Source organism: Kitasatospora sp. CMC57, from assembly GCF_045866025.2.
Lineage (GTDB): Bacteria > Actinomycetota > Actinomycetes > Streptomycetales > Streptomycetaceae > Kitasatospora.
Map to the genome: position 1 here is coordinate 4,967,872 of NZ_AP035881.2, position 23,849 is coordinate 4,991,720.

21 protein-coding genes and 3 tRNA genes are annotated in these 23,849 nt (G+C 72.8%); 20 read left to right on the plus strand and 4 right to left on the minus strand.

The genetic code is table 11. The features are described 5' to 3' along the window. The first annotated feature begins 41 nt into the window (after positions 1-41). From ACKUU6_RS22280 to ACKUU6_RS22290, 3 genes are all read left to right on the plus strand, one after another. Positions 42-1,355, plus strand: coding sequence for a glutamate-5-semialdehyde dehydrogenase (locus tag ACKUU6_RS22280; protein ID WP_407990317.1), 1,314 nt, complete (start codon positions 42-44; stop codon positions 1,353-1,355). 85 nt (positions 1,356-1,440) lie between these two features. Beyond that, on the plus strand, positions 1,441-2,028 hold the full coding sequence (locus tag ACKUU6_RS22285) for a hypothetical protein (RefSeq protein ID WP_407990318.1): 588 nt from the start codon (positions 1,441-1,443) through the stop codon (positions 2,026-2,028). A gap of 86 nt (positions 2,029-2,114) precedes the next feature. Next, entirely contained in the window at positions 2,115-3,143 is a 1,029-nt protein-coding gene (locus ACKUU6_RS22290) for a hypothetical protein (protein ID WP_407990319.1), read from the plus strand. 169 nt (positions 3,144-3,312) lie between these two features. Here the strand turns inward: ACKUU6_RS22290 and ACKUU6_RS22295 are convergent, their stop codons facing one another. Beyond that, the gene (locus tag ACKUU6_RS22295) at positions 3,313-4,350 is read right to left on the minus strand and encodes a M48 family metallopeptidase (RefSeq protein WP_407990320.1); all 1,038 of its coding nucleotides are present in this window, start codon (positions 4,348-4,350) and stop codon (positions 3,313-3,315) included. A 201-nt stretch (positions 4,351-4,551) separates the two neighbouring features. On the opposite strand from ACKUU6_RS22295, the gene ACKUU6_RS22300 reads away from it, so the two are divergent. From ACKUU6_RS22300 to ACKUU6_RS22335, 8 genes are all read left to right on the plus strand, one after another. Next, positions 4,552-4,698 carry a hypothetical protein gene (locus ACKUU6_RS22300; protein ID WP_403033559.1) on the plus strand — a complete coding sequence of 49 codons (147 nt, stop codon included), beginning with the start codon at positions 4,552-4,554 and terminating at the stop codon, positions 4,696-4,698. 123 nt (positions 4,699-4,821) lie between these two features. Beyond that, entirely contained in the window at positions 4,822-4,980 is a 159-nt protein-coding gene (locus ACKUU6_RS22305) for a hypothetical protein (protein ID WP_184919542.1), read from the plus strand. Between the two features lie 66 nt (positions 4,981-5,046). Beyond that, entirely contained in the window at positions 5,047-5,676 is a 630-nt protein-coding gene (gene nadD / locus ACKUU6_RS22310; RefSeq protein WP_407990321.1) for a nicotinate-nucleotide adenylyltransferase, read from the plus strand. After that, positions 5,673-7,316, plus strand: coding sequence for a LytR C-terminal domain-containing protein (locus ACKUU6_RS22315; RefSeq protein WP_407990322.1), 1,644 nt, complete (start codon positions 5,673-5,675; stop codon positions 7,314-7,316). The genes nadD and ACKUU6_RS22315 overlap by 4 nt, the downstream gene beginning before the upstream one ends. A gap of 92 nt (positions 7,317-7,408) precedes the next feature. Further along, positions 7,409-7,846, plus strand: coding sequence for a ribosome silencing factor (gene rsfS / locus ACKUU6_RS22320; protein ID WP_407990323.1), 438 nt, complete (start codon positions 7,409-7,411; stop codon positions 7,844-7,846). Continuing rightward, positions 7,843-8,490, plus strand: a complete 648-nt coding sequence (locus tag ACKUU6_RS22325; RefSeq protein ID WP_407992202.1) for a histidine phosphatase family protein — start codon at positions 7,843-7,845, stop codon at positions 8,488-8,490. Before rsfS ends, ACKUU6_RS22325 begins: the two co-directional genes overlap by 4 nt. Positions 8,491-8,591: 101 nt before the next feature. Then, positions 8,592-8,664 (plus strand) — tRNA-Ala (locus ACKUU6_RS22330). A 37-nt stretch (positions 8,665-8,701) separates the two neighbouring features. Beyond that, a tRNA-Ala gene (locus ACKUU6_RS22335) sits at positions 8,702-8,774 on the plus strand. Positions 8,775-8,828: 54 nt separating this feature from the next. On the opposite strand, the gene ACKUU6_RS22340 is transcribed toward ACKUU6_RS22335, so the two are convergent. Then, entirely contained in the window at positions 8,829-9,725 is an 897-nt protein-coding gene (locus ACKUU6_RS22340; protein WP_407990324.1) for a helix-turn-helix transcriptional regulator, read from the minus strand. Between the two features lie 96 nt (positions 9,726-9,821). On the opposite strand from ACKUU6_RS22340, the gene ACKUU6_RS22345 reads away from it, so the two are divergent. The 8 genes from ACKUU6_RS22345 to ACKUU6_RS22380 all read left to right on the plus strand — a co-directional run bounded on the left by ACKUU6_RS22345 (position 9,822) and on the right by ACKUU6_RS22380 (position 21,084). Continuing rightward, positions 9,822-11,261, plus strand: coding sequence for an MFS transporter (locus ACKUU6_RS22345; protein WP_407990325.1), 1,440 nt, complete (start codon positions 9,822-9,824; stop codon positions 11,259-11,261). 61 nt (positions 11,262-11,322) lie between these two features. Then, a tRNA-Ala gene (locus ACKUU6_RS22350) sits at positions 11,323-11,395 on the plus strand. A 100-nt stretch (positions 11,396-11,495) separates the two neighbouring features. Further along, on the plus strand, positions 11,496-12,782 hold the full coding sequence (locus ACKUU6_RS22355; RefSeq protein WP_407990326.1) for a hypothetical protein: 1,287 nt from the start codon (positions 11,496-11,498) through the stop codon (positions 12,780-12,782). A 257-nt stretch (positions 12,783-13,039) separates the two neighbouring features. Further along, entirely contained in the window at positions 13,040-15,913 is a 2,874-nt protein-coding gene (gene leuS, locus ACKUU6_RS22360; protein WP_407990327.1) for a leucine--tRNA ligase, read from the plus strand. Between the two features lie 216 nt (positions 15,914-16,129). Beyond that, on the plus strand, positions 16,130-16,813 hold the full coding sequence (locus ACKUU6_RS22365; protein ID WP_407990328.1) for a hypothetical protein: 684 nt from the start codon (positions 16,130-16,132) through the stop codon (positions 16,811-16,813). A 90-nt stretch (positions 16,814-16,903) separates the two neighbouring features. Next, on the plus strand, positions 16,904-17,749 hold the full coding sequence (locus ACKUU6_RS22370; protein ID WP_407990329.1) for a DegV family protein: 846 nt from the start codon (positions 16,904-16,906) through the stop codon (positions 17,747-17,749). Between the two features lie 102 nt (positions 17,750-17,851). Further along, positions 17,852-18,622, plus strand: a complete 771-nt coding sequence (locus tag ACKUU6_RS22375) for a helix-hairpin-helix domain-containing protein (RefSeq protein ID WP_407990330.1) — start codon at positions 17,852-17,854, stop codon at positions 18,620-18,622. Between the two features lie 26 nt (positions 18,623-18,648). Continuing rightward, on the plus strand, positions 18,649-21,084 hold the full coding sequence (locus tag ACKUU6_RS22380; RefSeq protein WP_407990331.1) for a ComEC/Rec2 family competence protein: 2,436 nt from the start codon (positions 18,649-18,651) through the stop codon (positions 21,082-21,084). Between the two features lie 86 nt (positions 21,085-21,170). Here ACKUU6_RS22380 and ACKUU6_RS22385 read toward each other — a convergent pair whose 3' ends face one another. Next, positions 21,171-21,428 carry a hypothetical protein gene (locus ACKUU6_RS22385; RefSeq protein ID WP_407992203.1) on the minus strand — a complete coding sequence of 86 codons (258 nt, stop codon included), beginning with the start codon at positions 21,426-21,428 and terminating at the stop codon, positions 21,171-21,173. Between the two features lie 81 nt (positions 21,429-21,509). On the opposite strand from ACKUU6_RS22385, the gene holA reads away from it, so the two are divergent. Next, positions 21,510-22,505: a DNA polymerase III subunit delta gene (holA, locus tag ACKUU6_RS22390; RefSeq protein ID WP_407990332.1), complete on the plus strand. Its 996-nt coding sequence runs from the start codon at positions 21,510-21,512 to the stop codon at positions 22,503-22,505. 125 nt (positions 22,506-22,630) lie between these two features. Here the strand turns inward: holA and ACKUU6_RS22395 are convergent, their stop codons facing one another. After that, positions 22,631-23,797, minus strand: coding sequence for an MFS transporter (locus ACKUU6_RS22395; RefSeq protein ID WP_407990333.1), 1,167 nt, complete (start codon positions 23,795-23,797; stop codon positions 22,631-22,633). Positions 23,798-23,849: the final 52 nt, after the last annotated feature.

Sequence of the window (23,849 nt, forward strand, 5' to 3'; positions counted from 1 at the left end):
GCCTGCCCGGCGGGGCGTCCGTAGTCGCTACCCTTGGCCGCATGACCAGCGACCAGACCACCGACAGCCCCGTCCTCGCCGTCGCGCGCCGTGCCCGTGAGGCGGCCGCCGTGCTCGCCCCGCTGCCGCGTTCGGTGAAGGACGCCGCGCTGCTGGCGATCGCCGACGCGCTGCTCGCCAGGACCGGGGAGATCACCGCCGCCAACGCCGAGGACGTCGCGAAGGCCAGGGCGGCCGGCACCGCCGAGTCGGTGATCGACCGGCTGACGCTGACCGGGGAGCGGATCGAGGCGATCGCCGCCGACGTCCGCTCGGTGGTCGGCCTGCCCGACCCGGTCGGCGAGGTGATCCGGGGCTACACGCTGCCGAACGGTCTGGACGTCCGTCAGATCCGGGTGCCGCTCGGCGTGGTGGGCATCATCTACGAGGCCCGTCCCAACGTCACGGTGGACGCCGCCGCGCTCTGCCTGAAGTCCGGCAACGCCGTGCTGCTGCGCGGCTCGGCCTCCGCCTACCGTTCCAACACCGCGCTGGTCGGGGTGCTCAGGGATGCCGTGGTGGGGGCGGGGCTGCCCGCCGACGTGATCCAGCTGGTGCCCGGCGAGAGCCGGGACTCGGTCCAGGAGCTGATGCGGGCCCGGGGCCTGGTCGACGTGCTGATCCCGCGCGGCGGCGCCTCACTGATCCGTACCGTGGTCGAGGGCTCGACCGTGCCGGTGATCGAGACCGGCACCGGCAACTGCCATGTCTACGTCGACGCCGACACTGACCTGGCGATGGCGGTCGGCATCCTGCTGAACTCCAAGGCCCAGCGGGTCAGCGTCTGCAACACTGCCGAGACCCTGTTGGTCCACCAGGACGTCGCGGACGCCTTCCTGCCGCTCGCGCTGGCCGCGCTGGCCGAGGCCGGGGTGACCGTGCACGGCGACGACGCGGTGCTCAAGGCCGCCGAGGGCTCCGCCGTCACGGCGGTGCCCGCCACCGAGGAGGACTGGGAGACCGAGTACCTCTCGTACGACATCGCGGCCGCCGTGGTGCCCTCGCTGGACGCCGCCGTCGCGCACATCCGCCGCTGGTCCTCGGGCCACACCGAGGCGATCGTGACCACCTCGCAGGCCGCCGCCCGCCGCTTCACCCAGTTGGTCGACTCCACCACCGTGGCCGTCAACGCCTCGACCCGGTTCACCGATGGGAGTGAGTTCGGCTTCGGCGCCGAGATCGGCATCTCCACCCAGAAGCTGCACGCCAGGGGGCCGATGGGCCTGCCGGAGCTGACCTCGACCAAGTACATCGTCACCGGTGACGGCCATGTCCGGGGTGGCGCGACGCCCACCGTGGGTGGCACGGGCGGCTGACGCCGGCTCAGGATCCGGCAGGGCCGCGCCTGACGAACTGCCGGGACCCACAGACAAAAGCCCCGTCCGGTAATACATTGAATCCGTGGCTGAGGACGTGGGGGGCTCGCCGTACTCCGACGGCGCCGACCACGGTGGAGCGGACGACGAGTTCGCCACCGTGGTCCTTGACGAGGCATTCATCCGGTCCGCCGCCGTGCACGAGCCGAGCGCCGAGGAGCGGCAGCTGGCCGCCGCCGAGGCCAGGTTCGAGCCCGACGCGGTGGCACTCGGCCGGGTTCCGGAGTTCACCGCGACGGACGGGCTGCCGCTGGAGCTGCGCCCGCACCCGAGCGGTCTGGACGACGACCGGCTCCACCCCGACCCCTGGTCCGGCGGCCGGGCTGCCCGGCGGCTGCGCTGGAGCCGGGCGGACGGGTTCGACCCCGGCCGGGCGGGCGGCGCCCGGCAGGTCGCCCAGCAGCGCTGGCACCGCCCGGTCGCCTGGGTGCTCGCCGTGGTGATGGGGGTCAGCGTGGTGGCCGTCGCGGTGGCCGCGATCTACCGGGGCGCGGGCGGTGGCGAGCAGCCGGCCAGCCGCCCGGAGACCGGTAGCAGTTCCAGTTCCAGCGGGGCGCCACCACGGGGTGAGACCTCGCAGGCGCCGCCGGTGACGGTTTCGATCAGCCGCTGAGACCGGCGGCGGTGGTTCACCGGCGGCCACGAAGAAGTTACGCATGGCCTCTCGTGGCGCACCGGCCCCGGCTCTACCCTTGAGTCATGGGTGACCCGGTCGAGCCTCCGGAGGGTACGCCCGACGGTGGTTCCGGTAACGAGGACGAGTACCGATCCGTCGTGTTCGACGAATCGTTCGTCCGGGCTGCCCGGATTCAGGAGCTCTCGGCCCGGGAGCGGCTGGGCGGCGGCTACTCCCGGGCGGTCCGGCGCCGCGGTCTGTTCGGCTCGCTGTCCCGGCAGGCGATCGCGCTGCTGGTGGTGGTGGCGGTGGCCTTCGCGGCCGCGGTGTACTTCGGGATCTCCTCGCCCCACTCGTCCGGCCGGCCCAGCGGCAGCCAACTGACCGCCAGCCTGGTGGCGTTGGCCCCCAGCACCCCCGTCGTACCGGTGGACGACCCGAACGCCCCGTTCGCCGGCCTGCCCGCGAGCTACCACGACGGCGCCGTCGGTCTCGGCACCCCGGGCGGCTCGGCCACCCCGCACTTCACCCGGACCGAGGTGAGCCGGGCGCTCGACATCGTCCAGCACTACCTGAGCGCCTCCTCACTGGCCCTGGGCACCCTGGTGCACGGCGAGACCGCGGACGTCCGCCGCCTGGTCACGCCCGGGCAGCAGACCCAGTACGACCAGAGCATCGCCGCCCCCAGCGACGACCAGCACCACGCGGCCACCGGCTGGCTGGTCCGCTTCGACCCGGCCAAGGTCGCGCTGGCGGTGGACACCGTCAAGGTGGTCGGTGCCATGACGATCGACGAGGAGGACGCGGGTGTGCTGGCCATCGACACCGACCACACCCTCGTCTACGCGCTCCGGCCCGCGGACGCACCGAGCGGGCCGGTCACGCTGCACACCGTGCGGCGGGCGCTCCGCTTCGAGTTCGACCGGGCCGACCTCGCTGCCGGACGGCTCCGCCTGATCGACGCGGTGGTCCAGACCGGGCCGACCTCCTGCACCAGTCGGCTGGCGGCCTACTTGCAGCCGGTCCTCACCGGCACCACCCCACCGGCCGTTACCGACCCGGCCGACCACTCGCGCTCGGCGTGGGCCGTGTGTGCGGTGCTCAAGCCCTAGGCGTTGCCCTAGGCGGGCACACGCCAGGGGCTCGGGGAACTGCGACGCCGACCTCGGAACAGGTGATCGTCGCGTGGATGGTCAGGCACTTTCGCAGTGACCCGCACGCCAGACCTCCTCGCAGTTCCCCGAGCCCATGGCGTGTGCCACCTGGGTGTCCTGCAAAAAGTTACTCGCCCGAGTTGCGGGGCCCCGTGAAGGTGTCACGGAGCTTGCCGCCCACGGTGGCGGCGCCGCCGGCCACGTCGCGGATGAGGCCCAGCAGCGGGTCCTTGGTCTCCTTCATGGACTTGGAGTAGGAGTCCGCCGCCGCCTTCCACTGCTCGCCGACCGAGGTGTTCGCGTCGTCGGCCCGGCGCGGGTAGGCACCGGCCAGGATGGAGCGGTACTCCTCGCTGTCGGCCCACTTCTTGAGCTTGGCGACCCGGACCACCGCGAAGGGGTGGGTCTGCGGCAGCACCTGGAGCAGCTTGAGCACACCGTCCCGCAGGTCGCCGGCCTTGTCGTACTCCTCGGCCTGCTCCAGGAAGGCGTCGACGTTCATCTCGGCCAGGTTGTGGCCGCCGGCCAGCTTCATCAGGCCGCGCATCGAGGCCTGCACGTCCTGACCGGCCAGCAGGCCGGCCCGGTCGCAGGAGAGTTCGGCCTTGCGGAACCACTCCTTGAGGGCGGTGATCACGGCGGTGATGGCCAGGGTGCCGAGCGGGATCCAGGCGATCCGGGTGGCGATGTTGGTGAGGATCAGCAGCATCGTCCGGTAGACCGCGTGGCCGGACATCGCGTGGCCGACCTCGTGGCCGATCACCGCGCGGAGCTCCTCCTCGTCCAGCAGGTCGACCAGCCCGCTGGTGACCACGATGATCGGGGTGTCCATCCCGATGCACATCGCGTTCACCGTCGGGTCCTGCGTGACGTACAGGTCGGGGACCTGCTCCAGGTCCAGCACGTAGGCGGCGTCCCGCACCATCGCGTGCAGCTCGGGGAACTGACGCTCCGACGTGCGGACGGCGGTGGCCAGGAACATCAGCCGGACGCTGCGCTCGGAGACCAGGCCGGCCAGCTTCTTCAGGATCTCGTCGAAGCCGGAGAGCTTCCGCAGGGCGACCAGGGCCGAGCGGTCGGCCGGGTGCTCCCAGGCCCGGGTGGAGATCCCGGGGAAGCGCTCACGGCGGCGGCTCGGCGTGTTGTCCTTGGTCATGTCCGTCATGTGCTGAGTACCTCCTGCTCGACGCCGGCACCGGTTCTGCCCGGCCCCCGCTGCTGTCCGCTACAACGTCTGTCCGCATGTACTCGTCCCCGCCGCCACACTACGACCCCGTCGGGGGTTGGTGGACGGGGGCGCCGTCCGATGTCCGGTACGTCCGGGTCTACCCTGGGCGGAGTCGAACGCACCGAGGAGAGACCGCTGATGAACCCCGCCACCTTCGCCCAGCTGGCCGGACCGGTCTCCACCGAGCCGGGCCCCGGACTCTTCCTGCGGCTCGTCCTGATCGGCTCCGTGGTCGGCATCGGCCTGCTGGTCTGGGTGCTGGCCCGGGCCGGGCGCGACAACTGACGGCTGGTCCGAGTGCCCCACGCCGAGTCAGACGCGGTGGGGCGGCGCGCGGTTGCGCCTACCACCCCCGTACGATGAGCGGGCCCCATCCGCCCTCACCGAGTCGAGAAGGTCCTGCCGACCATGAGCACTTCCGCACTGCCCCTCCTGACCCAGCTTGCCGAAGGCGCCTCCGAGGGCGGCAACCACGAGAGCCTGAGCCCGTACCTGACCGGCGGCGCCGGTCTGGGCATCCTGCTGCTGCTGCTCTGGATCACCACCCGCTTCAACCGCGACCGCTGAGTCGTCCGGGTCGGCGGCCGGGCGGGCTTGCCCGGCCGCGATGCGGGTCGCGTAAGGTGTGGCGGCATGGGACAGCAGGCCGAGACCCCCGGAGTGCGGGCACGTAAGCGCCTCGGCGTGATGGGTGGCACCTTCGACCCGATCCACCACGGGCACCTGGTCGCCGCCAGTGAGGTGGCGAGCGCGTTCCACCTCGACGAGGTGATCTTCGTGCCGACCGGGCAGCCGTGGCAGAAGAGCGACCGGGTGGTGACGTCGGCGGAGGACCGCTACCTGATGACGGTGATCGCCACGGCGGAGAACCCGCAGTTCTCGGTCAGCCGGATCGACATCGACCGCGAGGGGCCCACCTACACCGTGGACACCCTGCGCGACCTGCGCGCGCTGCACCCGGACGCGGACCTCTTCTTCATCACCGGTGCCGACGCGCTGGCCCAGATCCTGTCCTGGCGGGACTCCGAGGAACTGTTCTCGCTGGCCCACTTCATCGGCTGCACCCGCCCCGGTCATGTGCTCACCGACGCCGGTCTGCCGGTCGGCGGCGTCTCGCTGGTCGAGGTGCCCGCGCTGGCGATCTCCTCGACGGACTGCCGGGCCAGGGTCGCCAAGGGCGATCCGGTCTGGTACCTGGTCCCGGACGGTGTCGTCCGGTACATCCACAAACGGGCGCTGTACGCGCGGGGAGGTACGGCGTGACGGGTCCCGAGGAGCGCGGCAACCAGGAGTGGTACCCGCAGGAGCCCTACCAGGAGTACCAGCAGCAGCCCCAGCCGCAGGTCTACTACGACGCGTACGGGCAGCCGCAGCAGTACGTCCAGGACCCGTACCAGCAGCAGTACTATCCGCAGCAGCCGCCGCCGGAGGTCTACTACGACGCGTACGGGCAGCCGCAGCAGTACGTCCAGGACCCGTACCGGCAGCCCGAGTACCAGGCGGCCCCGCCGGTGGTCCCGGTGCAGCCCGTCCAGCCGGTCAGGGCGCCCGTGGCCGAACCGCCCGCGCCGCCGGTGACGCCCGCGCCGCCGGTGACGCCCGCGCCGTCGGCGGCCCCGCAGGCCCGGAAGGCCGCCGCTCCCGAACCGGACTACCCGACCGGTGAGTTCACCTTCGTGGACGAGGAGGCGGAGCAGTCCGAGGACGTCATCGACTGGCTGAAGTTCGCCGAGTCCAGGACCGAGCGACGGGACGAGCGCCGGCGCAAGCTGCGCAACCGGCTGCTCGGCGCGGCGGTCGCGCTGGTGCTGGTCGCGGGCGGGACGGCGGGCTACCTCTGGTGGCAGGGCGATCTCGGCGGCTCCAGCTCGGCGGCCAAGGCGGCCGGCGGCCGGACCGTGAACGTGGTGCACCTGAGGGACCTTCAGGGCAAGGTCACCAGCGCCCTGCTGGTGAACGACCAGTCCGGCCAGAAGGCCTCGGTGCTGCTGCTGCCGGACAGCCTCAAGCTGCCCGGCTCGGGCGTCTCGGCCACCGAGGCGCTCGGCAAATCGCTGGACGCCACGGGCGCCTCCGGGACCAGGGAGGGCCTGAGCACTGTGCTCGGCGCCCCGGTGGCCGGGACGTGGCGGCTGGACACCCCGTACCTGCTGCTGCTGGTGGCCCACCTCGGCGGGATCAAGGTGGACACCAACGCGGTGGTCCACGAGGGCAACCAGCCCGGCGGCAAGGAGCTGGCCCCGGCCGGCAAGGCCGTCTCGCTGAGCGCGCAGGCCGCCGTGGCGTACGCCACGTACCAGGCGCCGGGGGAGACCACCGACGCCCAGCTGGCCCGGTTCGGGCAGGTGCTGGACGGGGTGCTGCGGGTGATGCCCACCGACCTGAAGGAGGCGCAGGACCTGGTGCACCGGGTCGGCGCGGTGCCCGATCCCTCGCTGCCGGAACAGGCGCTGGCCGGGGTGCTGGCGCAGCTGGCCCAGTACACGAAGGACAACCACCTGACCACCAGTGCCCTGTCGGTGCAGCCCGACGGCACGCTGGACGAGGCCACGGCGGGCAAGCAGGTCAAGGACGTGCTCGGCGGCACGGTGAAGAACGCCGCAGCAGCGAACAAGACCACCCGGGTCTCGGTGCTGAACGGCTCCGGCGTGGACGAAGCGGCCAACACGGCCGGGAGCCAGGTCGCCAACTCGGGCCTGGAACTGCTGCCCATCGGCGCCAAGGCACCGGTCCAGCCGGCCACCGAGATCCGCTACACGGACGACGCCAAGCTGGCCGTCGCCCAGCAGCTGGCGATCACCATGGGGCTCAAGGACACCGCGGTGAAGAAGGTCACCACCGCACAGAACGCGGACCTCGTGGTGGTGCTCGGCAAGGACTACCAGCCGCCCAAGGCGCAGTAGGGCGTCCGGGTCCCGGTGCGAACCGACCGGGACCCGTGCCGGTTCGTGAGATCCTGGAAGGCGAATCTCATAGGACGAGCCGGAAGAACACCGTGACTGCCACCGAGCACAGCCAGGAACTCATCAACGTCGCCGCCCTCGCGGCGGCCGACAAGCTGGCCCACGACATCATCGCCTTCGACGTCAGCGATGTGCTGTCGATCACCGACGCGTTCCTGATCGCCTCGGCCAACAACGACCGCCAGGTGAAGTCGATCGCCGAGGAGATCGAGGAGCAGCTGCGCGAGCAGCTGGACATCAAGCCCGTCCGCCGTGAGGGCGAGCGCGAGGGCCGCTGGATCCTGCTGGACTACCTGGACATCGTGGTGCACGTCCAGCACTCCGAGGAGCGCTCCTTCTACTCCCTCGACCGCCTGTGGAAGGACTGCCCCGAGCTGCCCGTCCCGGCCGAGGCGATGGCCACCCGGAACCGTCCCGAGAACGCCGTCACCGACGCCGCGGGCAACGCCGTCTCCGGGGACGAGAGCTGAGCGGCAAGGCGCGGGGGCCGCGCATCGTCTTCTGGCGGCACGGCCAGACCTCCTGGAACCTCGAATCGCGGTTCCAGGGCAGCACCGACATCGAGCTGACCGACCAGGGCCTGTTCCAGGCCCAGCGGGCGGCCAAGCTGCTCTCCGGTCTCCGGCCCGACCTGCTGATCTCCTCCGACCTCAAGCGCGCCCGGCGGACCGCCGCCGAGCTGGCCAAGGTCACCGGCCTCGAGGTGGACCACCACGAGGGCCTGCGGGAGACCTACGCCGGTGAGTGGCAGGGGCTGACCAACGCGGAGATCCGGGCGCGGTTCCCGGAGGAGTACGAGGCGTGGGCGCTCGGCGAGCCGGTCCGGCGCGGTGGCGGCGAGCTGAGCACCGAGGTGGCGGACCGGTCCGTCCCGGTGGTGCTGGCCGCGGTGGAGAAGCTGCCGGAGGACGGCACCCTGGTGGTCGTCAGCCACGGCGGGACGATCCGCACCATGCTCGGCCGGCTGCTCGATCTGGAGCCGACCCAGTGGGAGCGTTTCGGCGGTCTCTCCAACTGCTGCTGGTCCGTGCTCGGTCAGGGCGCGCGCGGCTGGCGGCTGCTGGAGCACAACGCGGGCACCCTGCCGCAGCCGGTGATCGGCGACGAGACCTGAGCGGTGCCGGATTTCGCAGTTCCGGACCTGACCAGCTAGAGTCTTCCTCGTTCGCAGGAAAGAACGCAGGCCGGAAGGCAGGCGGGGATTCCTCCGGCTGCGGGGCTGTAGCTCAGTTGGTAGAGCGCTTGCATGGCATGCAAGAGGTCCGGAGTTCGATTCTCCGTAGCTCCACTCCGCTTCGGCGGTCCGTAAGGACCGTGCGGCACGCGGGGCTGTAGCTCAGTTGGTAGAGCGCTTGCATGGCATGCAAGAGGTCCGGAGTTCAATTCTCCGTAGCTCCACAACACACCGAAGGCCGTCTCCTCAGGGAGGCGGCCTTCGGTCGTTACCGGACCTCAGTGCCGGTGGTCGACCGGCTGGGTGTCCGGGTGGGCCGCCAGCCACTCCAGCGCGGCTCGGTCCTCCGGTCCCTCCGGGGTGTAGACCACCAGGTAGCACTCGGGTGCGGTCGGCATGGTCAGGTACGCGGCCTGGAACCGCAGGTCGCCGACGGCCGCGTGCCGGAACACCTTGAGCGAGGACCGCGGCGGCGCCACCTCCTGACGGGCCCACAGCTCCCGGAACTCCGGGCTGGCCGCCGCCAGGTCCCGGATGTACTCCTCCCAGGCGGGCTCCCCGACGTGCCGCCCGTACGCGCCGCGCAGCACGCCGACCATCCGGGGCAGCTCGCTCTCCCGGTTCAGGAAGGGGTTGCAGCAGGCCGGCACGGTGAACGCGCACCACATGCTGTTCCGCCGCCCGCTGGGCGTCGGCGGCCGGGTCGCGCCGGGGAACAGCCTGTCGTACGCCGCGTTGTGCGCCAGCAGGTCGTAGCGGCCGTTGCTGACGGCGGCCGGCAGCGGGTCGAGCTGATCCAGGATCAGCTGGGTGGCCGGGTCGAGGGCCGAGAGAGCGGGGTCGGCCGCCCGGACCACGCTGAGCCCGGCCAGCCGGAACAGGTGGTCGCGCTCGGTGCCGTCCAGCCGCAGCGTCCGGGCCACCGCCTCCAGCACCTGTTCGCTGGCGTTGATCGGCCGCCCCTGTTCCAGCCAGGTGTACCAGGTGACCCCGACCCCGGCGAGCTGCGCCAGCTCCTCGCGGCGCAGCCCCGGCGTACGGCGGCGCGGCCCCGGCGGCAGCCCGACCGCCTCGGGGGTGATCCGGGCCCGGCAGGCCCGCAGGAAGGCGGCGAGCTCGGTCCGGCGTATCTCGGGGGCCGGGGTGGTCGGGTGGAGCTCGTCGAGCACGGTCATGCCCCCATCCTGACGGATCGTCGGGAGCGGGGTGCTGCCAATACCAGGATCGGCAGGCTCTAACCACCAGTACCAGCGGGCGGGCAGGCTGGGCACATGACGGACCTTCAGACACCACCCGTGGCCGCCGCACCTGCCCCGGCCCGTACCGGGCCGCTGCTCGCGCTCGTCCTGCTGGGCCAGTTCATGGCCCTGCTGGACGTCTCCATCGTCAACGTCGCCGTCCCCGCCATCCGGACCGACCTGGGCGCCTCGGGTGCGGCCCTGCAACTGGTCGTCGCGGGGTACACCATCGCGTACGCGGTGCTGCTGATCACCGGCGCCAGGCTCGGCGCCCGGCACGGGTACAGCCGGCTGTTCCGGTACGGCCTGGCGGCCTTCACCGCCACCTCGCTGGCCTGCGGACTGGCGCCGGGCAGCGGCTGGCTGATCGGCTTCCGGGTGCTCCAGGGGGCCGGGGCGGCGCTGATGGTGCCCCAGGTGATGAGCCTGATCCAGCGGACCTTCACCGGAGCGGCCCGCGTCAGGGCGCTCGGGCTGTACTCGGCGGTGCTGGCGGGCGGGATGGCGGTCGGGCAGGTGCTCGGCGGCGTGCTGGTCAGCGCGGACCTGTTCGGCACCGGCTGGCGGCCGGTGTTCCTGGTCAACGTGCCGATCGGCGTGCTGCTGCTGATCGGCAGCCGCCGGCTGCTCCCGGCACTCCCGGGGGACCACGGTCGGCGGTTCGACCTGGTCGGTCTGGTGGTGCTGGCAGCCGCGCTGGGCCTGCTGGTGGTGCCGCTGGTGCTCGGGCACGAGCTCGGCTGGCCGCTCTGGGGCTGGGTGATGCTGGCTGCCAGCGCGGTGCTGTTCGTGGTCTTCGCCGTCGTGGAGCGCCGGATCGCGGCCCGGGGCGGTCAGCCGCTGGTCGCGGGCCGGGTGCTGCGGGCACCGGGTCTCAGGCCCGCCGCCGGGGCGATCTTCCTGATCATGGCGGCCTTCGCCGGTTTCCTGTTCGCGTTCGCCCTGCACCAGCAGGCGGCACTTGGCTACAGTGCGCTGCGGGCCGGGCTGCTCTCCGCCCCCGCCGCGCTCGGCTTCGGCCTCTCCAGCCTGTACTGGCAGCGGCTGCCGGTCCGGCTGCACCGCTCGCTGCCGCCCCTGGCGCTGGTCACCACTGCCGGGGCGTACCTGCTCTTCGGGGTGCTGGTGAGCGACGGCGCCGACCTCGGCCCCGGCGCCGAACTGGCGCTCGGCGTGGGCGGCCTGGCGGCCGGCTGTGCGTACAGCCCCCTGTTCGCCGCCGCGCTAGGTCGGGTCGACCCTGCGGACGCGGCGGACGGGAGCGGCGTGCTGGTGACGGTGATCCAGCTCGGCCAGCTGGTCGGGGTGGCCCTGCTCGGCACCCTCTTCCTCGGCCGCGCCGCGCTCCCGGCACCGCCCGCCGACTCGGGCCGGGCGCTGCTGGTGACGCTCACGGCGGTCGCCGCCGCCTTCGTCCTGGCGGCCGGTTTCGCGCTGCGCACCCGACGGGCGACGGCCGCCGGAAGGGATTAGGGGAGTAGGCCGGGGAGCGTGTAAAGTGAACGACGTCGCCGGGGGAGACGCCGGATGACGCGGGGCTGTAGCTCAGTTGGTAGAGCGCTTGCATGGCATGCAAGAGGTCCGGAGTTCAATTCTCCGTAGCTCCACAGTTCGTGAAGAGGGCCCCTCCCGGGTAACGGGAGGGGCCCTCTTTCGTTTCGGGGGTTCCCTGTCCGGCTGCCGGAGCGGCCGGATACGGTCGATGCCATGGCCGACCTGGAGCGCAGAAGGAACGAGGAGCTGGCCCGCATCCTGCACCAGCTCGGTTGGAGCCCGGAGCGGCTGGCCCGCGAACTCAACGCCGCGCTCCCGCCCGGGCTGGCGATCAGCTCCACCGCTCCGTACAAGTGGCGCGACCGTGGCATGGTGCCGCGCAGCCCGCACGACCAGACGGTCTGCGAGGTGCTCAGCCGCACGGTCGGCATCGCGGTGACGTACGAGCAGCTCTGGGGCCAGATGGGCAGCAGCCGCGGCGCCAAGATCCTCTCGCCCCGGCTGCTCACCGACCCGTGGACCGCCGACACCGCCCAGACCGCGCTGCGCGAGGCCGGTGCGGATGCCGCCCCGGTCCGGCTGACCGACCTGTTCCGCGGCGACGAACTCCAGCAGGCCGCCCGGCACTGGGCCTCCCCGGCCCCCGAACTGACCGGCGGGGAGGGCGCGCTGCGGATAGCCGGCGAACAGCTCGCCGACCTCCGGCTCAGCTACGACAGCAAGCAGCGGCTGGAACGGGCGTACGGCGGCGGCCTGATACTCGACCTGGCCAAGGCCGAACTCGCCATGATCGGCAAGCTGCTCGAACTCGGCGCCTATGACGAGCGGCTCGGCCGCGAGCTGTACGGCGCCGCGGGCCGGCTCGCCCGGCTGGTCGGGTGGGCCAACTACGACCTGGGCAACGATGCGGCGGCGCAACGGGCCTTCGTCGCCGCCCTGCGGGCCGCCCACGTCTCGGGCGATCCCCGGCTCGGGGTCAGCGTGGTCGGCTGTCTTGCGGTGCAGGCGACCCACAACTCGGGCGGGCGCGGGCTGGACGCCGTCGCCATGCTCTCCACCGCGCTGCGGGCGGCCGACGAGGTCCTGACTCCCCGTGAGCGGGCCCTCCAACTGGGCAGGATCGCCCGGGCGCACGGCCGCAAGGGCGAGCAGATCAGCGCCGAAGCGGTCGCGGAGCGGGCCTTCCAGGCCCTGGGGGACGACCACGAGCACAGCCAGGAACGGGCCGACCTGGAGGGCATGGTGGGGGAGGCGTACCTCTTCCTCGGCGAGCACGAACGGGCGCAGCAGTTGCTCGCGGGCGCGGTCGCGGTGCTCTCGCCGGAACGGGCCAGGGCCAAGGCGCTGCTGATGGTCCGGCTGGCCGACTCGTACCTGAGGACCGGCGAGCGGGAGCAGGCCGCCCTGGTCGCCGACCAGGCCCGGCTGCTCGCGGCCGGCATGCAGTCGGCCCGGGTCGCGCGGGCCCTCCGGGAGTTCGACGCCGCTGCCAGGGGATAGGGGCCAGGGGCTCTGCTCAGCCGCCTACGGCCCAGGGGGTAGGGGTCCTGCGAGGGCGACCCCGGTTTTCCGAACCGTCCGGCGACAGCCGGTGCGGTACCCTGTGGCCATGCGAACCGTGCGCCTGCTTCTTAGCCGGCCGCGCTGACCAGGACCGGCCGAGGGCCGGAGTCGGCGTGGCGTCCCCTCCTGCGAGGGGCTTTTTTGTTTTCCCGCCGCCGTTCGCGAACTGACATTCAGATGGAGCCCGAAGGACCATGAGCGAGACGACCCCCGCCGCGGCCGAGGCCGCTGCCACCGAGCCCTTCCGCTACGGCGCGACGCTGGCCGCCGAGATCGAGTCCCGCTGGCAGGACCTCTGGGAGAAGGAGGGGACGTTCAACGCCCCCAACCCGGCCGGTGCGCTGGCGGACGCTGCCGCCGGTGACGTCGTCTCGAAGCCGCACAGCTTCATCATGGACATGTTCCCGTACCCGTCCGGTGCGGGCCTGCACGTGGGCCACCCGCTGGGCTACATCGCGACCGACGTCTACGCCCGCTACCAGCGGATGACCGGTCACAACGTGCTGCACACCCTGGGCTACGACGCGTTCGGCCTGCCGGCCGAGCAGCACGCGGTGGCCACCGGCCAGCACCCCCGGATCACCACCGAGGCCGCGATGGCGAACATGCGGCAGCAGCTGCGCCGCCTGGGCCTGGGCCACGACCCGCGCCGGTCGATCGCCACCATCGACCCGGACTACTACCGCTGGACCCAGTGGATCTTCCTGCAGATCTTCAACTCCTGGTACGACCAGGAGGCCGGCCGGGCCCGCCCGATCGCCGAGCTGATCGCGCAGTTCGAGTCCGGTGAGCGGGAGGCGCCGGGCGCCGCCTGGGCCGAGCTGTCGGCCGCCGAGCGGGAGGAGCTGCTGGGCGAGTACCGGCTGGCGTACTCCAAGGAGGTGCCGGTCAACTGGTGCCCCGGGCTGGGCACCGTGCTGGCGAACGAGGAGGTCACCGCGGACGGCCGCTCCGAGCGCGGCAACTTCCCGGTCTTCAAGTCGAACCTGCGCCAGTGGATGATGCGGATCACCGCGTACTCCGACCGCCTGATCGCCGACCTGGACCTGCTGGACTGGCCCGAGGCGATCAAGCTGCAGCAGCGTAACTGGATCGGCCGCTCCGAGGGCGCCCGGGTCGACTTCGCCGTCGGCTCCGACAGGATCACCGTCTTCACCACCCGTCCCGACACCCTGTTCGGCGCCACCTACATGGTGCTGGCCCCCGAGCACGCGCTGGTCGACTCGATCGTCCCGGCCGCCTGGCCGGCCGAGACCCACGAGGACTGGAAGGGCGGCGCCGCGACCCCGGCCGAGGCCGTCGCGGCGTACCGGGCCGAGGCCGCCGCCAAGTCCGACGTCGAGCGCCAGGTCGAGGCGAAGGTGAAGACCGGCGTCTTCACCGGCGCCTACGCGACCAACCCGGTCAGCGGCGAGCCCGTACCGGTCTTCATCGCCGACTACGTGCTGATGGGCTACGGCACCGGCGCGATCATGGCCGTGCCCGCGCACGACCACCGCGACTTCGCCTTCGCCCGCGCCTTCGCGCTGCCGATGCGCTGCGTGGTGCAGCCGACCGACGGCCGGAGCGAAGACCCGTCGACCTGGGACGACGCCTTCGACACCTACGACTCGGTGATCGTGAACTCCGCCCACGACGACCTGTCACTGGACGGGCTGAGCGTGGTCGAGGCCAAGGCCGCCGCCACCGAGTGGCTGGCCGGGCGCGGGATCGGCGAGGGCACCGTCAACTACCGCCTGCGCGACTGGCTGTTCAGCCGTCAGCGGTACTGGGGCGAGCCGTTCCCGATCGTCTACGACGCCGACGGCGTGATGCACGCGCTGCCCGAGTCGATGCTGCCGGTCGAGGTCCCCGAGGTGGAGGACTACTCGCCGCACACCTACGACCCGTACGACTCGACCTCCTCGCCGAAGACCCCGCTGTCGCGCAACGAGGACTGGGTCAACGTCGAGCTGGACCTGGGCGACGGCCCGAAGTGGTACCGCCGCGAGACCAACACCATGCCCAACTGGGCCGGTTCCTGCTGGTACGAGCTGCGCTACATCGACCCGGCCAACAGCGAGAAGGCGGTCGACCCCGCCAACGAGCAGTACTGGCTGGGCCCCACTGCGCAGAAGCCCGGCGGCGGCGCCGACCTGTATGTCGGCGGTGCCGAGCACGCGGTGCTGCACCTGCTGTACGCGCGGTTCTGGCACAAGGTGCTGCACGACCTGGGGCACGTCTCCTCGGTCGAGCCGTTCCACAAGCTGTTCAACCAGGGCATGATCACCGCCGACGTCTTCCGCGACGAGCGGGGCTTCCCGGTGCCCGCCGCCGAGGTCGAGGAGCGCGACGGCCAGTACATCTGGAACGGCGAGGCGGTCAAGCGCGAGGCCGGCAAGATGGGCAAGTCGCTGAAGAACGCGGTCGCGCCCGACGAGATCGCCGACGAGTACGGCGCCGACACTCTGCGCCTGTACGAGATGTCGATGGGCCCGCTGGACGTCTCCCGTCCGTGGGACACCCGCGCGGTGGTCGGCTCGTACCGCTTCCTGCAGCGGCTGTGGCGCAACATCGTCTCCGAGGCCACCGGCGAGCTGGTGGTGACGGAGGAGGAGCCCGACGAGGCGACCCTGCGCGCGCTGCACAAGGCGATCGACGGCATCCGCGGTGACATGGCCGGGCTGCGCTTCAACACGGCGGTGGCCAAGGCCATCGAGCTGAACAACTTCCTGGTCAAGCGCGGCTCGACGCCGCGTTCGGTCGCGGAGCAGATCGTGCTGATGGTCGCCCCGCTGGCCCCGCACATCGCCGAGGAGCTGTGGCGCCGGCTGGGCCACACCGAGTCGCTGACCTACACCGACTACCCGGTGGCCGACCCGGCCTACGCGGTGGACGAGGCGGTCACCTGCGTGATCCAGGTCAAGGGCAAGGTGAAGGCCCGCCTGGAGGTCTCGCCGGCCATCTCCGACGCCGAGCTGGAGGCGCTGGCACTGGCCGACCCGGCCGTGGTCGCCGCCATCGGCGACGCCCCGGTCCGCAAGGTGATCGCCCGGGCGCCGAAGCTGGTGAACATCGTCACCGGCTGACGACTGCCACCGCCTGACGTGGCGTGAGCAGGGCCGCCCCCTTCTTTCCCGGGGGCGGCCCTGCTGCGTGTCGGGGTATCCCTGAGCCGCCCCTGATCTCTTCCCGCGGAGGCCCTGATCTCTCCCTCCGGAGCCGCCGGACCGGTCCGACGGGGGAGGGCGGCGGTTACTGTGGAAGTCCTCGGTACGGTCGGCTCATCCGGAAGGTGGCTCGTGATGGACGCGCTCGGCGTGGTACTCGGTCTTGCCCTGCTGTTCGGACTGGGACTCCTGGTCGTGCTCGGGGTCGGTGCGGTCAAGGTCGCGAAGGCCGCCGCGGCCAGGATCTCGCAGGAGGAGGCGAAGGCCCGCCGGGCCTTCGAGAACACCGCGCTGAAGGCCAAGTCCTTCGCCAGGCCGGGCGCCCACGGTCAGATCTCCACCGTCCGCCTCACGCTGCGCTCCTCGCTCGACAGCACCCGCAAGGTGCTGACCACCGGCCTCGCCGAGGACTCCCAACTGGCCGAGTCGCTCCAGCTGTTGACCCGGCTGGACGCGCACGCCGCCGAACTGGACGGCGAACTGCGGACCCTGGAACTGGAGCCGGAGGCCGCCCGGGTCGCCACCAAGCTCCCGGAGCTGCGCGAGCGGGCCGACCGGATCACGCACGCGGCGGAGTCGATGCGCTGGGCGGCGCAGGACCGGATGCAGCGCTTCGCCGACGACGAGCTCTCGCGGCTCGCGGAGGAGTGCGAGAGCGAGGCGGGGGCGCTCCGGCACTGGGACTCGGCTGTTGGTGCTGCCGGTGCGGCCGCTCCGAGGGCCGAGCGTGCGGGGATCTCGGGCAAGCGCGGGGTGAGCGCCGAGGACCTGCTCGGGCTTGCCGACCTCGCGCAGCGGCTGCGCAAGCGGTCGGCCTGAGCGGTCGGCCTGAGCAGTTGGCCTGAGCGACCGGCCCACGCGGCCGACCCTGGTGTCCGTACCCGACGAGCGGGGAGTACCCTCCGGCACATGTCCCACCGCCTCGCCCTCGTCACCGACTCCACGGCCTACCTGCCGCAGCAGGCCATCGACCGGCACCGGATCACGGTGGTCCCGCTCAGTGTGGTGGTCGGCGACACGGCGCTGACCGAAGGCGTCGAGATCTCCCCGAAGGATGTCGCCGAGGCGCTCCGCGCCAAGCAGCGGGTGACCACCTCCCGTCCCAGCCCCGAGACCTTCGCCGCCGCCTACCGGGCCGCCGCCGAGGCGGGAGCCACCGGCATCGTCTCGCTGCACATCTCCGCCGAGCTGTCCGGCACCGGCGAGGCCGCCAGGCTGGCCGCCGCCGAGGCCGGTCTCCCGGTCCGGGTGGTGGACAGCCGCCTGATCGGCATGGCGCTCGGCCACTGCGTCCTGACGGCGGCTCAGGCCGTGGAGGAAGGTCTCGACCTGGACGCGGTGACCGCCGCCGCGACCGCCCGGGCGGAGCGGACCAGCGGATTCTTCTACGTGGACACCCTGGAGTACCTACGGCGGGGCGGTCGGATCGGGGCCGCACAGGCGCTGCTCGGCTCCGCGCTCTCGGTCAAGCCGCTGCTGCACCTCTCCGGCGGCCGGATCGAACCGCTGGAGAAGGTCAGGACGGCCTCCCGGGCGATCGCCCGGCTGGAGGAGATCGCGGTCGAGAAGGCGGGCACGGACGAGGTGGACATCACCGTGCACCACCTCGCCGCCGAGGACCGGGCCGAGCCGCTGGCGGACCGGCTGCGCGAGCGAGTGCCGGGGCTGCGCGAACTCTCGGTGGTGGAGGTGGGCGCGGTGATCGGTGCCCACGTCGGTCCCGGGCTGTTGGCCGTGGTGGTCGCACCGCGCTGAAACTCCCTCCTTCGAGGGACCCCGGTTGTCCACAACCCCGGTTTTTCCACAGCTTTTCCCCGCTGGGCCGGGCTGCCCGCCGGGGCTCGTAGCGTCCTCGGCATGAGAACGATGACCCCGGGCGCAGCCCGTCGCCAGGAGACCGCCGACACCGTCCGCGGGCGGCTGACCTACCTCTTCCTGACACCCGCTCAGACGGTGCCGTCAGCCGAGCCGCCCGAGCCGCCCGAGCCGGCGGAGGAGGTGCTCCCGCCGCCACCGGCTCCGGCCGTGCGCGGTCTGCTGTTCGACCGGCGGGCGGTGTTCGGCCTGTCGGTGCTGCTGCTGCTCGCGGTCGGGTACGCCGTGCAGCACTTCTGGCTGGGCCGGCCGTCGGAGGTCGCCGTCCCGGCCGCGGTGTCCTCGGCGTCGGCACCAGCCGGGTCACGTTCGGGGGCGGGGCCGCCATCGGTACGGCCGTCGGGGGCGACCGTGGTGGTCGACGTCGCGGGGAAGGTCCGGGAGCCGGGCCTGCGGACGCTGCCGAGCGGAGCCAGGGTGGCCGACGCGCTCGCGCTGGCGGGTGGTCCGTTGCCCGACACCGCCACCGACGGGCTCAACCTGGCCCGGGTGCTCACCGACGGCGAACAGGTCCTGGTCGGCAGCGGAGCCGTCGCGGGCGCCGCGCCGGGGGCCCGGGCCGGGCCGGTCCATCTCAACCAGGCCACCCAGGAGCAACTGGACGCCCTCCCCGGAGTGGGCCCGACGCTGGCTCAGCGAATCCTGCAGCACCGTCAGGAGCACGGCCCGTTCCGCTCCCTCGACCAGCTCCGTCAGATCAGCGGCGTCGGTGACCGCAAGTACGCCGAACTCCGGACGCTGCTGACGCTGTGACACCTCACCCGACGGCTCCTCGCACCGTGGCCCCCCACCCGGCTGAGCCTGCCGACCTCCGGCTGCTGGTGCCCACGGTCGTGGTCTGGGCGGTCACCGCCACCGTGCTCGGCCTCGGCGCGCAGCACCGTCCGCTGCTGCTGGGAGCGGCGGCCCTGCTCGTCGTCACCGCCCTCGTCCTGCTGCACCGTGCCCGCCCGACCGGTGCTCTGGTCGCCGCCACCCTGCTGGCCTCGGCCGCCGCGACGGTCGGCACCACCCTGCACACCGCCGACCTGTACCGGGGGCCGATCCCCGCGCTCGCCCGCTCCGAGGCCCCGCCCGCGCTCACCGTCGAACTCACCGTCACCGGTGATCCCAAGCCGCACACCTCACACTCCCGGGGCACCTCTCCCGGGCAGTCCACGCTCACCCTCGCCGCCACCGTCGACCGGGTCGGCCCGGACGTGGCCACCACGACGCCGGTCACCGTGGTGGTCCGCGCCCAGGACGTCGCGGCCTGGCGCGAGGTGATCCCGTCCACCAGGCTGCGGGTGGACGCCCGGGTGCTGCCCGCCACCGACGAGTACCGCAGCACCGCCGCCGCCCTGCTGGCGCAGGGCCCACCCCGACAGCTCGAAGCGCCCGACCGCGCCCAGCAGGTGGCCGCCCGCCTGCGGGCCGGCCTGCGGGCGGCAACCGACCACCTCGCCACCGACCCCCGGGGCCTGCTCCCGGGCCTGGTGGTCGGCGACACCACCCGACTGCCCCCGGACCTCGACCAGGCGTTCCGGGCCACCGACCTCGGGCACCTGACCGCCGTCTCCGGTGCCAATCTCGCCATCGTGCTGGCCATCCTGCTCGGCACACCCACCGGAGCGGGCGGTACGGCCCGGGGCGGCCTGGCGGCCCTGCTGGGGCTGCCACTGCGCACCACCGCCGTGGTGGGAGCCGCCCTCACGGTGGCCTTCGTGGCGGTCTGCCGTCCGGAGCCCAGCGTGCTGCGGGCCGCCGCCACCGGGCTGATCGGCCTGCTCGCGCTGGCCACCGGACGTCCCCGACGTGCTCTGCCCGCGCTCTGTTCGGCCGTCCTGCTGCTGATCCTGTTCGACCCGTACCTGGCCCGGTCCTTCGGCTTCCTGTTCTCCGTCCTCGCCACCACCGGTCTGCTCACCCTCGGTCCACGCTGGTCCGCCGCCCTGCGGGCCCGGGGCTGGCCGGAGTTCCTGGCGGCCGCCACCGGGGCCACCGCCGCCGCCCAGGCCCTCTGCGCCCCGGCCACCATCCTGCTGGCGCCCCGGATCAGCCTGGTCGCCATCCCGTGCAACCTGCTCGCCGAAGCGGCCGTCGCACCCGCCACCCTGCTCGGCTTCGCCACCCTGGCCGTCGATCCGCTCTCCCGCCCCGCCGCCCGGGTGCTGGCCGATCTGGCGGCCGTCCCCACCGGCTGGCTGGCCGCCGTGGCCCGGCACGGTGCGGACCTCCCCGGCGCCCAACTCAGCTGGCCGGGCGGCCTGGTGGGAGCCGCCCTGCTCGCGCTGGTCATCCTCGCGCTGGCCTGGTCCACCCGGGCGTTCCGCACCGCCGACCGGCTGCGACCCGTCCTCACCGCCGTCCTCACCCTGGTCCTGCTGCTCGCCGTGCTCCGCCCAGCACCCGTCACCCGGATCGCCACCGGCTGGCCGCCGCCGGACTGGCGGTTCATCATGTGCGACGTGGACCAGGGCGACATGTCCGTGCTTCCGATCGGTTCCCCCGCCGACAGCGCGATCGTGGTGGACACCGGTCCCGACCCGTTGGCCGCCGACCGCTGCCTGCGGGAACTGGGCATCACCACGGTCCCGTTGGTGATCCTGAGCCACTACCATGCGGACCACGTCGAGGGCCTGCCCGGCGTCCTGCGCGGCCGTACGGTCGGGGCCGTCCAGGTCACCACCCTCGACTCGCCGCCGGGTGAGCGGGCCAGGGTGCTGGCCTGGTCCGCCGCCGCCCACGTCCCGGTGCTCCCCGCCAGGCCGGACGAGCGGCGCAGCGCGGGCCCCGGGCTCTCCTGGCAGCTGCTCTGGCCCACCGACCCGATCGACCCGACCGCCCCCGGCGCCAACAACGCCAGCATCGCCCTGATCGCCACCGTCGGCCGACCGCCCGACGCGCTCCGGATCGCCCTGCTCGGCGACCTCGAACCGCCGGCGCAGGCGGCGCTCCGGGCCCGGCTGACCCCACCTCAGGTGGAGGTGCTCAAGGTCGCCCACCACGGTTCGGCCCACCAGGACGACGAGCTCACCAGCACCCTCCACCCCCGGCTGGCCCTGATCTCCTGCGGCCCGGAGAACCCGTACGGCCATCCCTCCCAGGCCACCATCGACCGCCTGCAGTCGCTCGGCGCGACGGTGCTGCGCACCGACCGCTCGGGGGCGATCGCGGTGCTCGGCTCACCCGGCTCGCTGCACGCCGTCGTTCAGGGGGCCGACCATCTGCCCTGAGGGCCACCGGTACACCGGCTGCCTCGGGCTCAGCGGTCGGGGTGAACCGTGGACATCCGCCGCACCAGCTCGGGGCCGACACCGCGTCAGCCCTCCTCGCGCCAGCCGTCCTGCTCCGCACTCAGCCGGTCCAGGGCGGCGAGCTGCTCCCCCGTCCAGCCGCCCTCCTCGGGCGCCTCCAGCACCACCAGCCACTGCGCGTCCTCCGCGTCGTCCTCGCCGGCCAGCGCGTCCCGGACGAGCTCGATCTCGCCCAGCTCGGGCCAGCGCGCGGAGAGCTCCTCCGTCACCTCCTCGGCGGCGTCACGATCGGGTAGGACGAGCAGTTGGCGGCTGAGGTTCATGGTCACGCACACCATTCTCCACGGGCCTCCGGAGCCGGGTCGGCGGGGCACCGTCGGTGGCACGTGCGATCCTGGTTGGCGATGGCCAGGAAGAGTGCACCCGACGTCCTGCTCGCCCCGCTGACCCTGGTGGTCGGCCAGGAGGAGCTGCTGCTCGACCGCGTGGTCGCCGCCGTGGTCGCCGCCGCCCGGGCGGCCGATCCGGACACCGACGTACGCGACCTCGCCCCCGGTGCGCTCCAGCCCGGCAGCCTGGCCGAATTGACCACGCCCTCGCTGTTCGCCGAGCGCAAGGTGATCGTGGTCCGGGCCGCACAGGACCTCTCGGCGGATTCGGTCAAGGAGCTCAGGGCCTACCTCGACACGCCCGCCGAGGAGGTCATGGTGGTGCTGGTCCACGCCGGCGGCGCCAAGGGCAAGGGCCTGCTGGACGCGGGGCGCAAGCTCGGTGCCCGCGAGGTGGCCTGCCCCAAGCTCACCAAGGCGGGCGAGAAACTGGCGTTCATCAAGGGCGAGTTCCGTACGCTGGGCCGGTCCGCCACCCCCGAGGCCTGCCAGGCGCTGCTCGACGCGCTCGGCAGCGACCTCCGCGAGCTGGCCTCGGCCTGCAGCCAGTTGACCGCCGACGTCGAGGGAGCGATCGACGAGACCGTGGTCGCCCGCTACTACGGCGGCCGCGCCGAGGCCACCGGCTTCGAGGTGGCCGACCTGGCCGTCACCGGCCGGACGGCCGAGGCGCTGGAGCGGCTGCGGTGGGCGCTGGCGGTCGGTCAGCCGCCCACCGGCATCACCTACGCGCTCGCCTCCGGCGTCCGCAGCATCGGCCGACTGGCCAGCGCCGGCCGGAACATGCGGCCCGGCGACCTGGCCCGGGAGCTGGGCATGCCGCCGTGGAAGATCGACCGGGTCAGGCAGCAGATGCGCGGCTGGACGGGCGACGGGGTCGCCACCGCCCTCACCGCGATCGCCCGGGCCGATGCCGACGTCAAGGGCGGTTCCGGCGACCCGGCCTACGCCCTGGAGCGTGCCGTGGTCGCGGTGGCCAGGGCCTCCCGCGCGGGCGCCCGCCCGCACTGACCTGAGCCTGCGCAGACCGCCCGCCCGCACTGACGGGCGCCTGCGCAGACCGCCCGCCGGTACGGGCCGGCACCCGAGGCGGGCCGTCGATGCGAGCGGGTGGTCTGCGTGAGCCGAGGGTGGTGTCAGACCTCGGCGAGGGCCTTCCAGCGGATCCGGGTGCCGCACAGTGAGACCAGTCCGGCCGAGGCCGCGACGGCGGCCATGCCCCAGACCAGGCTGCTGGCGTCCGCGATGAAGCCGATGATCGCCGGGCCGGCCAGCAGACCGACGGTACCCATCGCGGCGACCAGCGCCAGCGCGTCCGGGCCCTGGCGGGCGGCGGCCACGTAGACGCACGGGGTGATCGCCGCCGTGCCGAGACCCACGCAGGCGAAGCCGATCAGCGCTGGAACGACCCCGCCGACCAGCAGCGCGGTCGCGAGCCCGGCACCGGCCAGAGCGCTGCCCGCGACCACGATCCTGCCGTCACCCCAGCGGGCCCGCCAGCCGTCGGCGAAGATCCGGGCCAGCACCATCATCCCGGCGACCACGGCGATGCCCAGCGGCGCGACCTGGGCCGAGGCACTGACCGAGTCCTTCAGGTAGAGCGTGGACCAGTCGTTCATGGCACCTTCGGTGATGGTGCCGAAGACCATGGCCAGGCCCATCCAGGCGGTCACCCGGGTCGGCAGGGTCAGTCCAGGCCCGACAGGCTGCTCCGCCGATTCCGGCGCGGGCTGCTGATCACCCGTCAGCAGTCCGCCGCGGGTGAGTCCGATCGCCAGGAGCAGCAGTGCGGCGGCCACGCCGAAGTGCACGGTCAGCGCCGACGACAGGAGGTTGACGCCGGAGGCGACCAGCGCCGCGGTCAACGAACCGGCGCTGAAGGTGGCGTGGAACCGGGCCATCGCGGTCCGCCGGTACTCGACCTCGAGGGCAGCGCCCTGGGCGTTCATCGCGACGTTGAGGAAGCCCACCGCGACCCCGTCGAAGCAGATCACCACCAGGGTGACCGGGTAGTTCGGCGCCACGGCCAGTACTGGCAGGACCACGGCCAGCGCCAGGGCGGCCAGCAGCGACACTCGCCGCGACCCCAGCCGTTTCATCGCCACCGCCACCAGCGGGTAGGAGGCCGCTGCGCCCACGCCGCCGGCCATCAGCAGCAGCCCGAGCTGCGCCTCGGTGAGGTCGAGTTCCGCCTTCAGAGCGGGGAGCCGGGAGACCCAGGTGGCGTACTGGAACCCGAGCGAGAAGAACAGCGCGGCGATCGCCAACTGTGCTCTCCGGAACGGATCTTGAGCGCGGAGCATGGGTGAGTGAGCCTTCTTCGTCTTCGGAGGATGCGCGGCGGCGGGGGTGCTT

Excerpts from the sequence above, each read along its gene's own strand:
- ACKUU6_RS22305 (WP_184919542.1), top strand. The coding sequence starts at position 4,822 with ATGAGCACTTCCGCACTGCCCCTCCTGACCCAGCTTGCCGAAGGCGCC.
- ACKUU6_RS22385 (WP_407992203.1), bottom strand. The coding sequence starts at position 21,428 with ATGAACCTCAGCCGCCAACTGCTCGTCCTACCCGATCGTGACGCCGCC.
- ACKUU6_RS22340 (WP_407990324.1), bottom strand. The coding sequence starts at position 9,725 with ATGACCGTGCTCGACGAGCTCCACCCGACCACCCCGGCCCCCGAGATA.
- leuS (WP_407990327.1), top strand. The coding sequence starts at position 13,040 with ATGAGCGAGACGACCCCCGCCGCGGCCGAGGCCGCTGCCACCGAGCCC.
- ACKUU6_RS22395 (WP_407990333.1), bottom strand. The coding sequence starts at position 23,797 with ATGCTCCGCGCTCAAGATCCGTTCCGGAGAGCACAGTTGGCGATCGCC.
- ACKUU6_RS22345 (WP_407990325.1), top strand. The coding sequence starts at position 9,822 with ATGACGGACCTTCAGACACCACCCGTGGCCGCCGCACCTGCCCCGGCC.
- holA (WP_407990332.1), top strand. The coding sequence starts at position 21,510 with ATGGCCAGGAAGAGTGCACCCGACGTCCTGCTCGCCCCGCTGACCCTG.
- ACKUU6_RS22300 (WP_403033559.1), top strand. The coding sequence starts at position 4,552 with ATGAACCCCGCCACCTTCGCCCAGCTGGCCGGACCGGTCTCCACCGAG.
- ACKUU6_RS22375 (WP_407990330.1), top strand. The coding sequence starts at position 17,852 with ATGAGAACGATGACCCCGGGCGCAGCCCGTCGCCAGGAGACCGCCGAC.
- ACKUU6_RS22365 (WP_407990328.1), top strand. The coding sequence starts at position 16,130 with ATGGACGCGCTCGGCGTGGTACTCGGTCTTGCCCTGCTGTTCGGACTG.
- ACKUU6_RS22370 (WP_407990329.1), top strand. The coding sequence starts at position 16,904 with ATGTCCCACCGCCTCGCCCTCGTCACCGACTCCACGGCCTACCTGCCG.
- nadD (WP_407990321.1), top strand. The coding sequence starts at position 5,047 with ATGGGACAGCAGGCCGAGACCCCCGGAGTGCGGGCACGTAAGCGCCTC.
- ACKUU6_RS22290 (WP_407990319.1), top strand. The coding sequence starts at position 2,115 with ATGGGTGACCCGGTCGAGCCTCCGGAGGGTACGCCCGACGGTGGTTCC.
- ACKUU6_RS22295 (WP_407990320.1), bottom strand. The coding sequence starts at position 4,350 with ATGACGGACATGACCAAGGACAACACGCCGAGCCGCCGCCGTGAGCGC.
- ACKUU6_RS22355 (WP_407990326.1), top strand. The coding sequence starts at position 11,496 with ATGGCCGACCTGGAGCGCAGAAGGAACGAGGAGCTGGCCCGCATCCTG.
- ACKUU6_RS22280 (WP_407990317.1), top strand. The coding sequence starts at position 42 with ATGACCAGCGACCAGACCACCGACAGCCCCGTCCTCGCCGTCGCGCGC.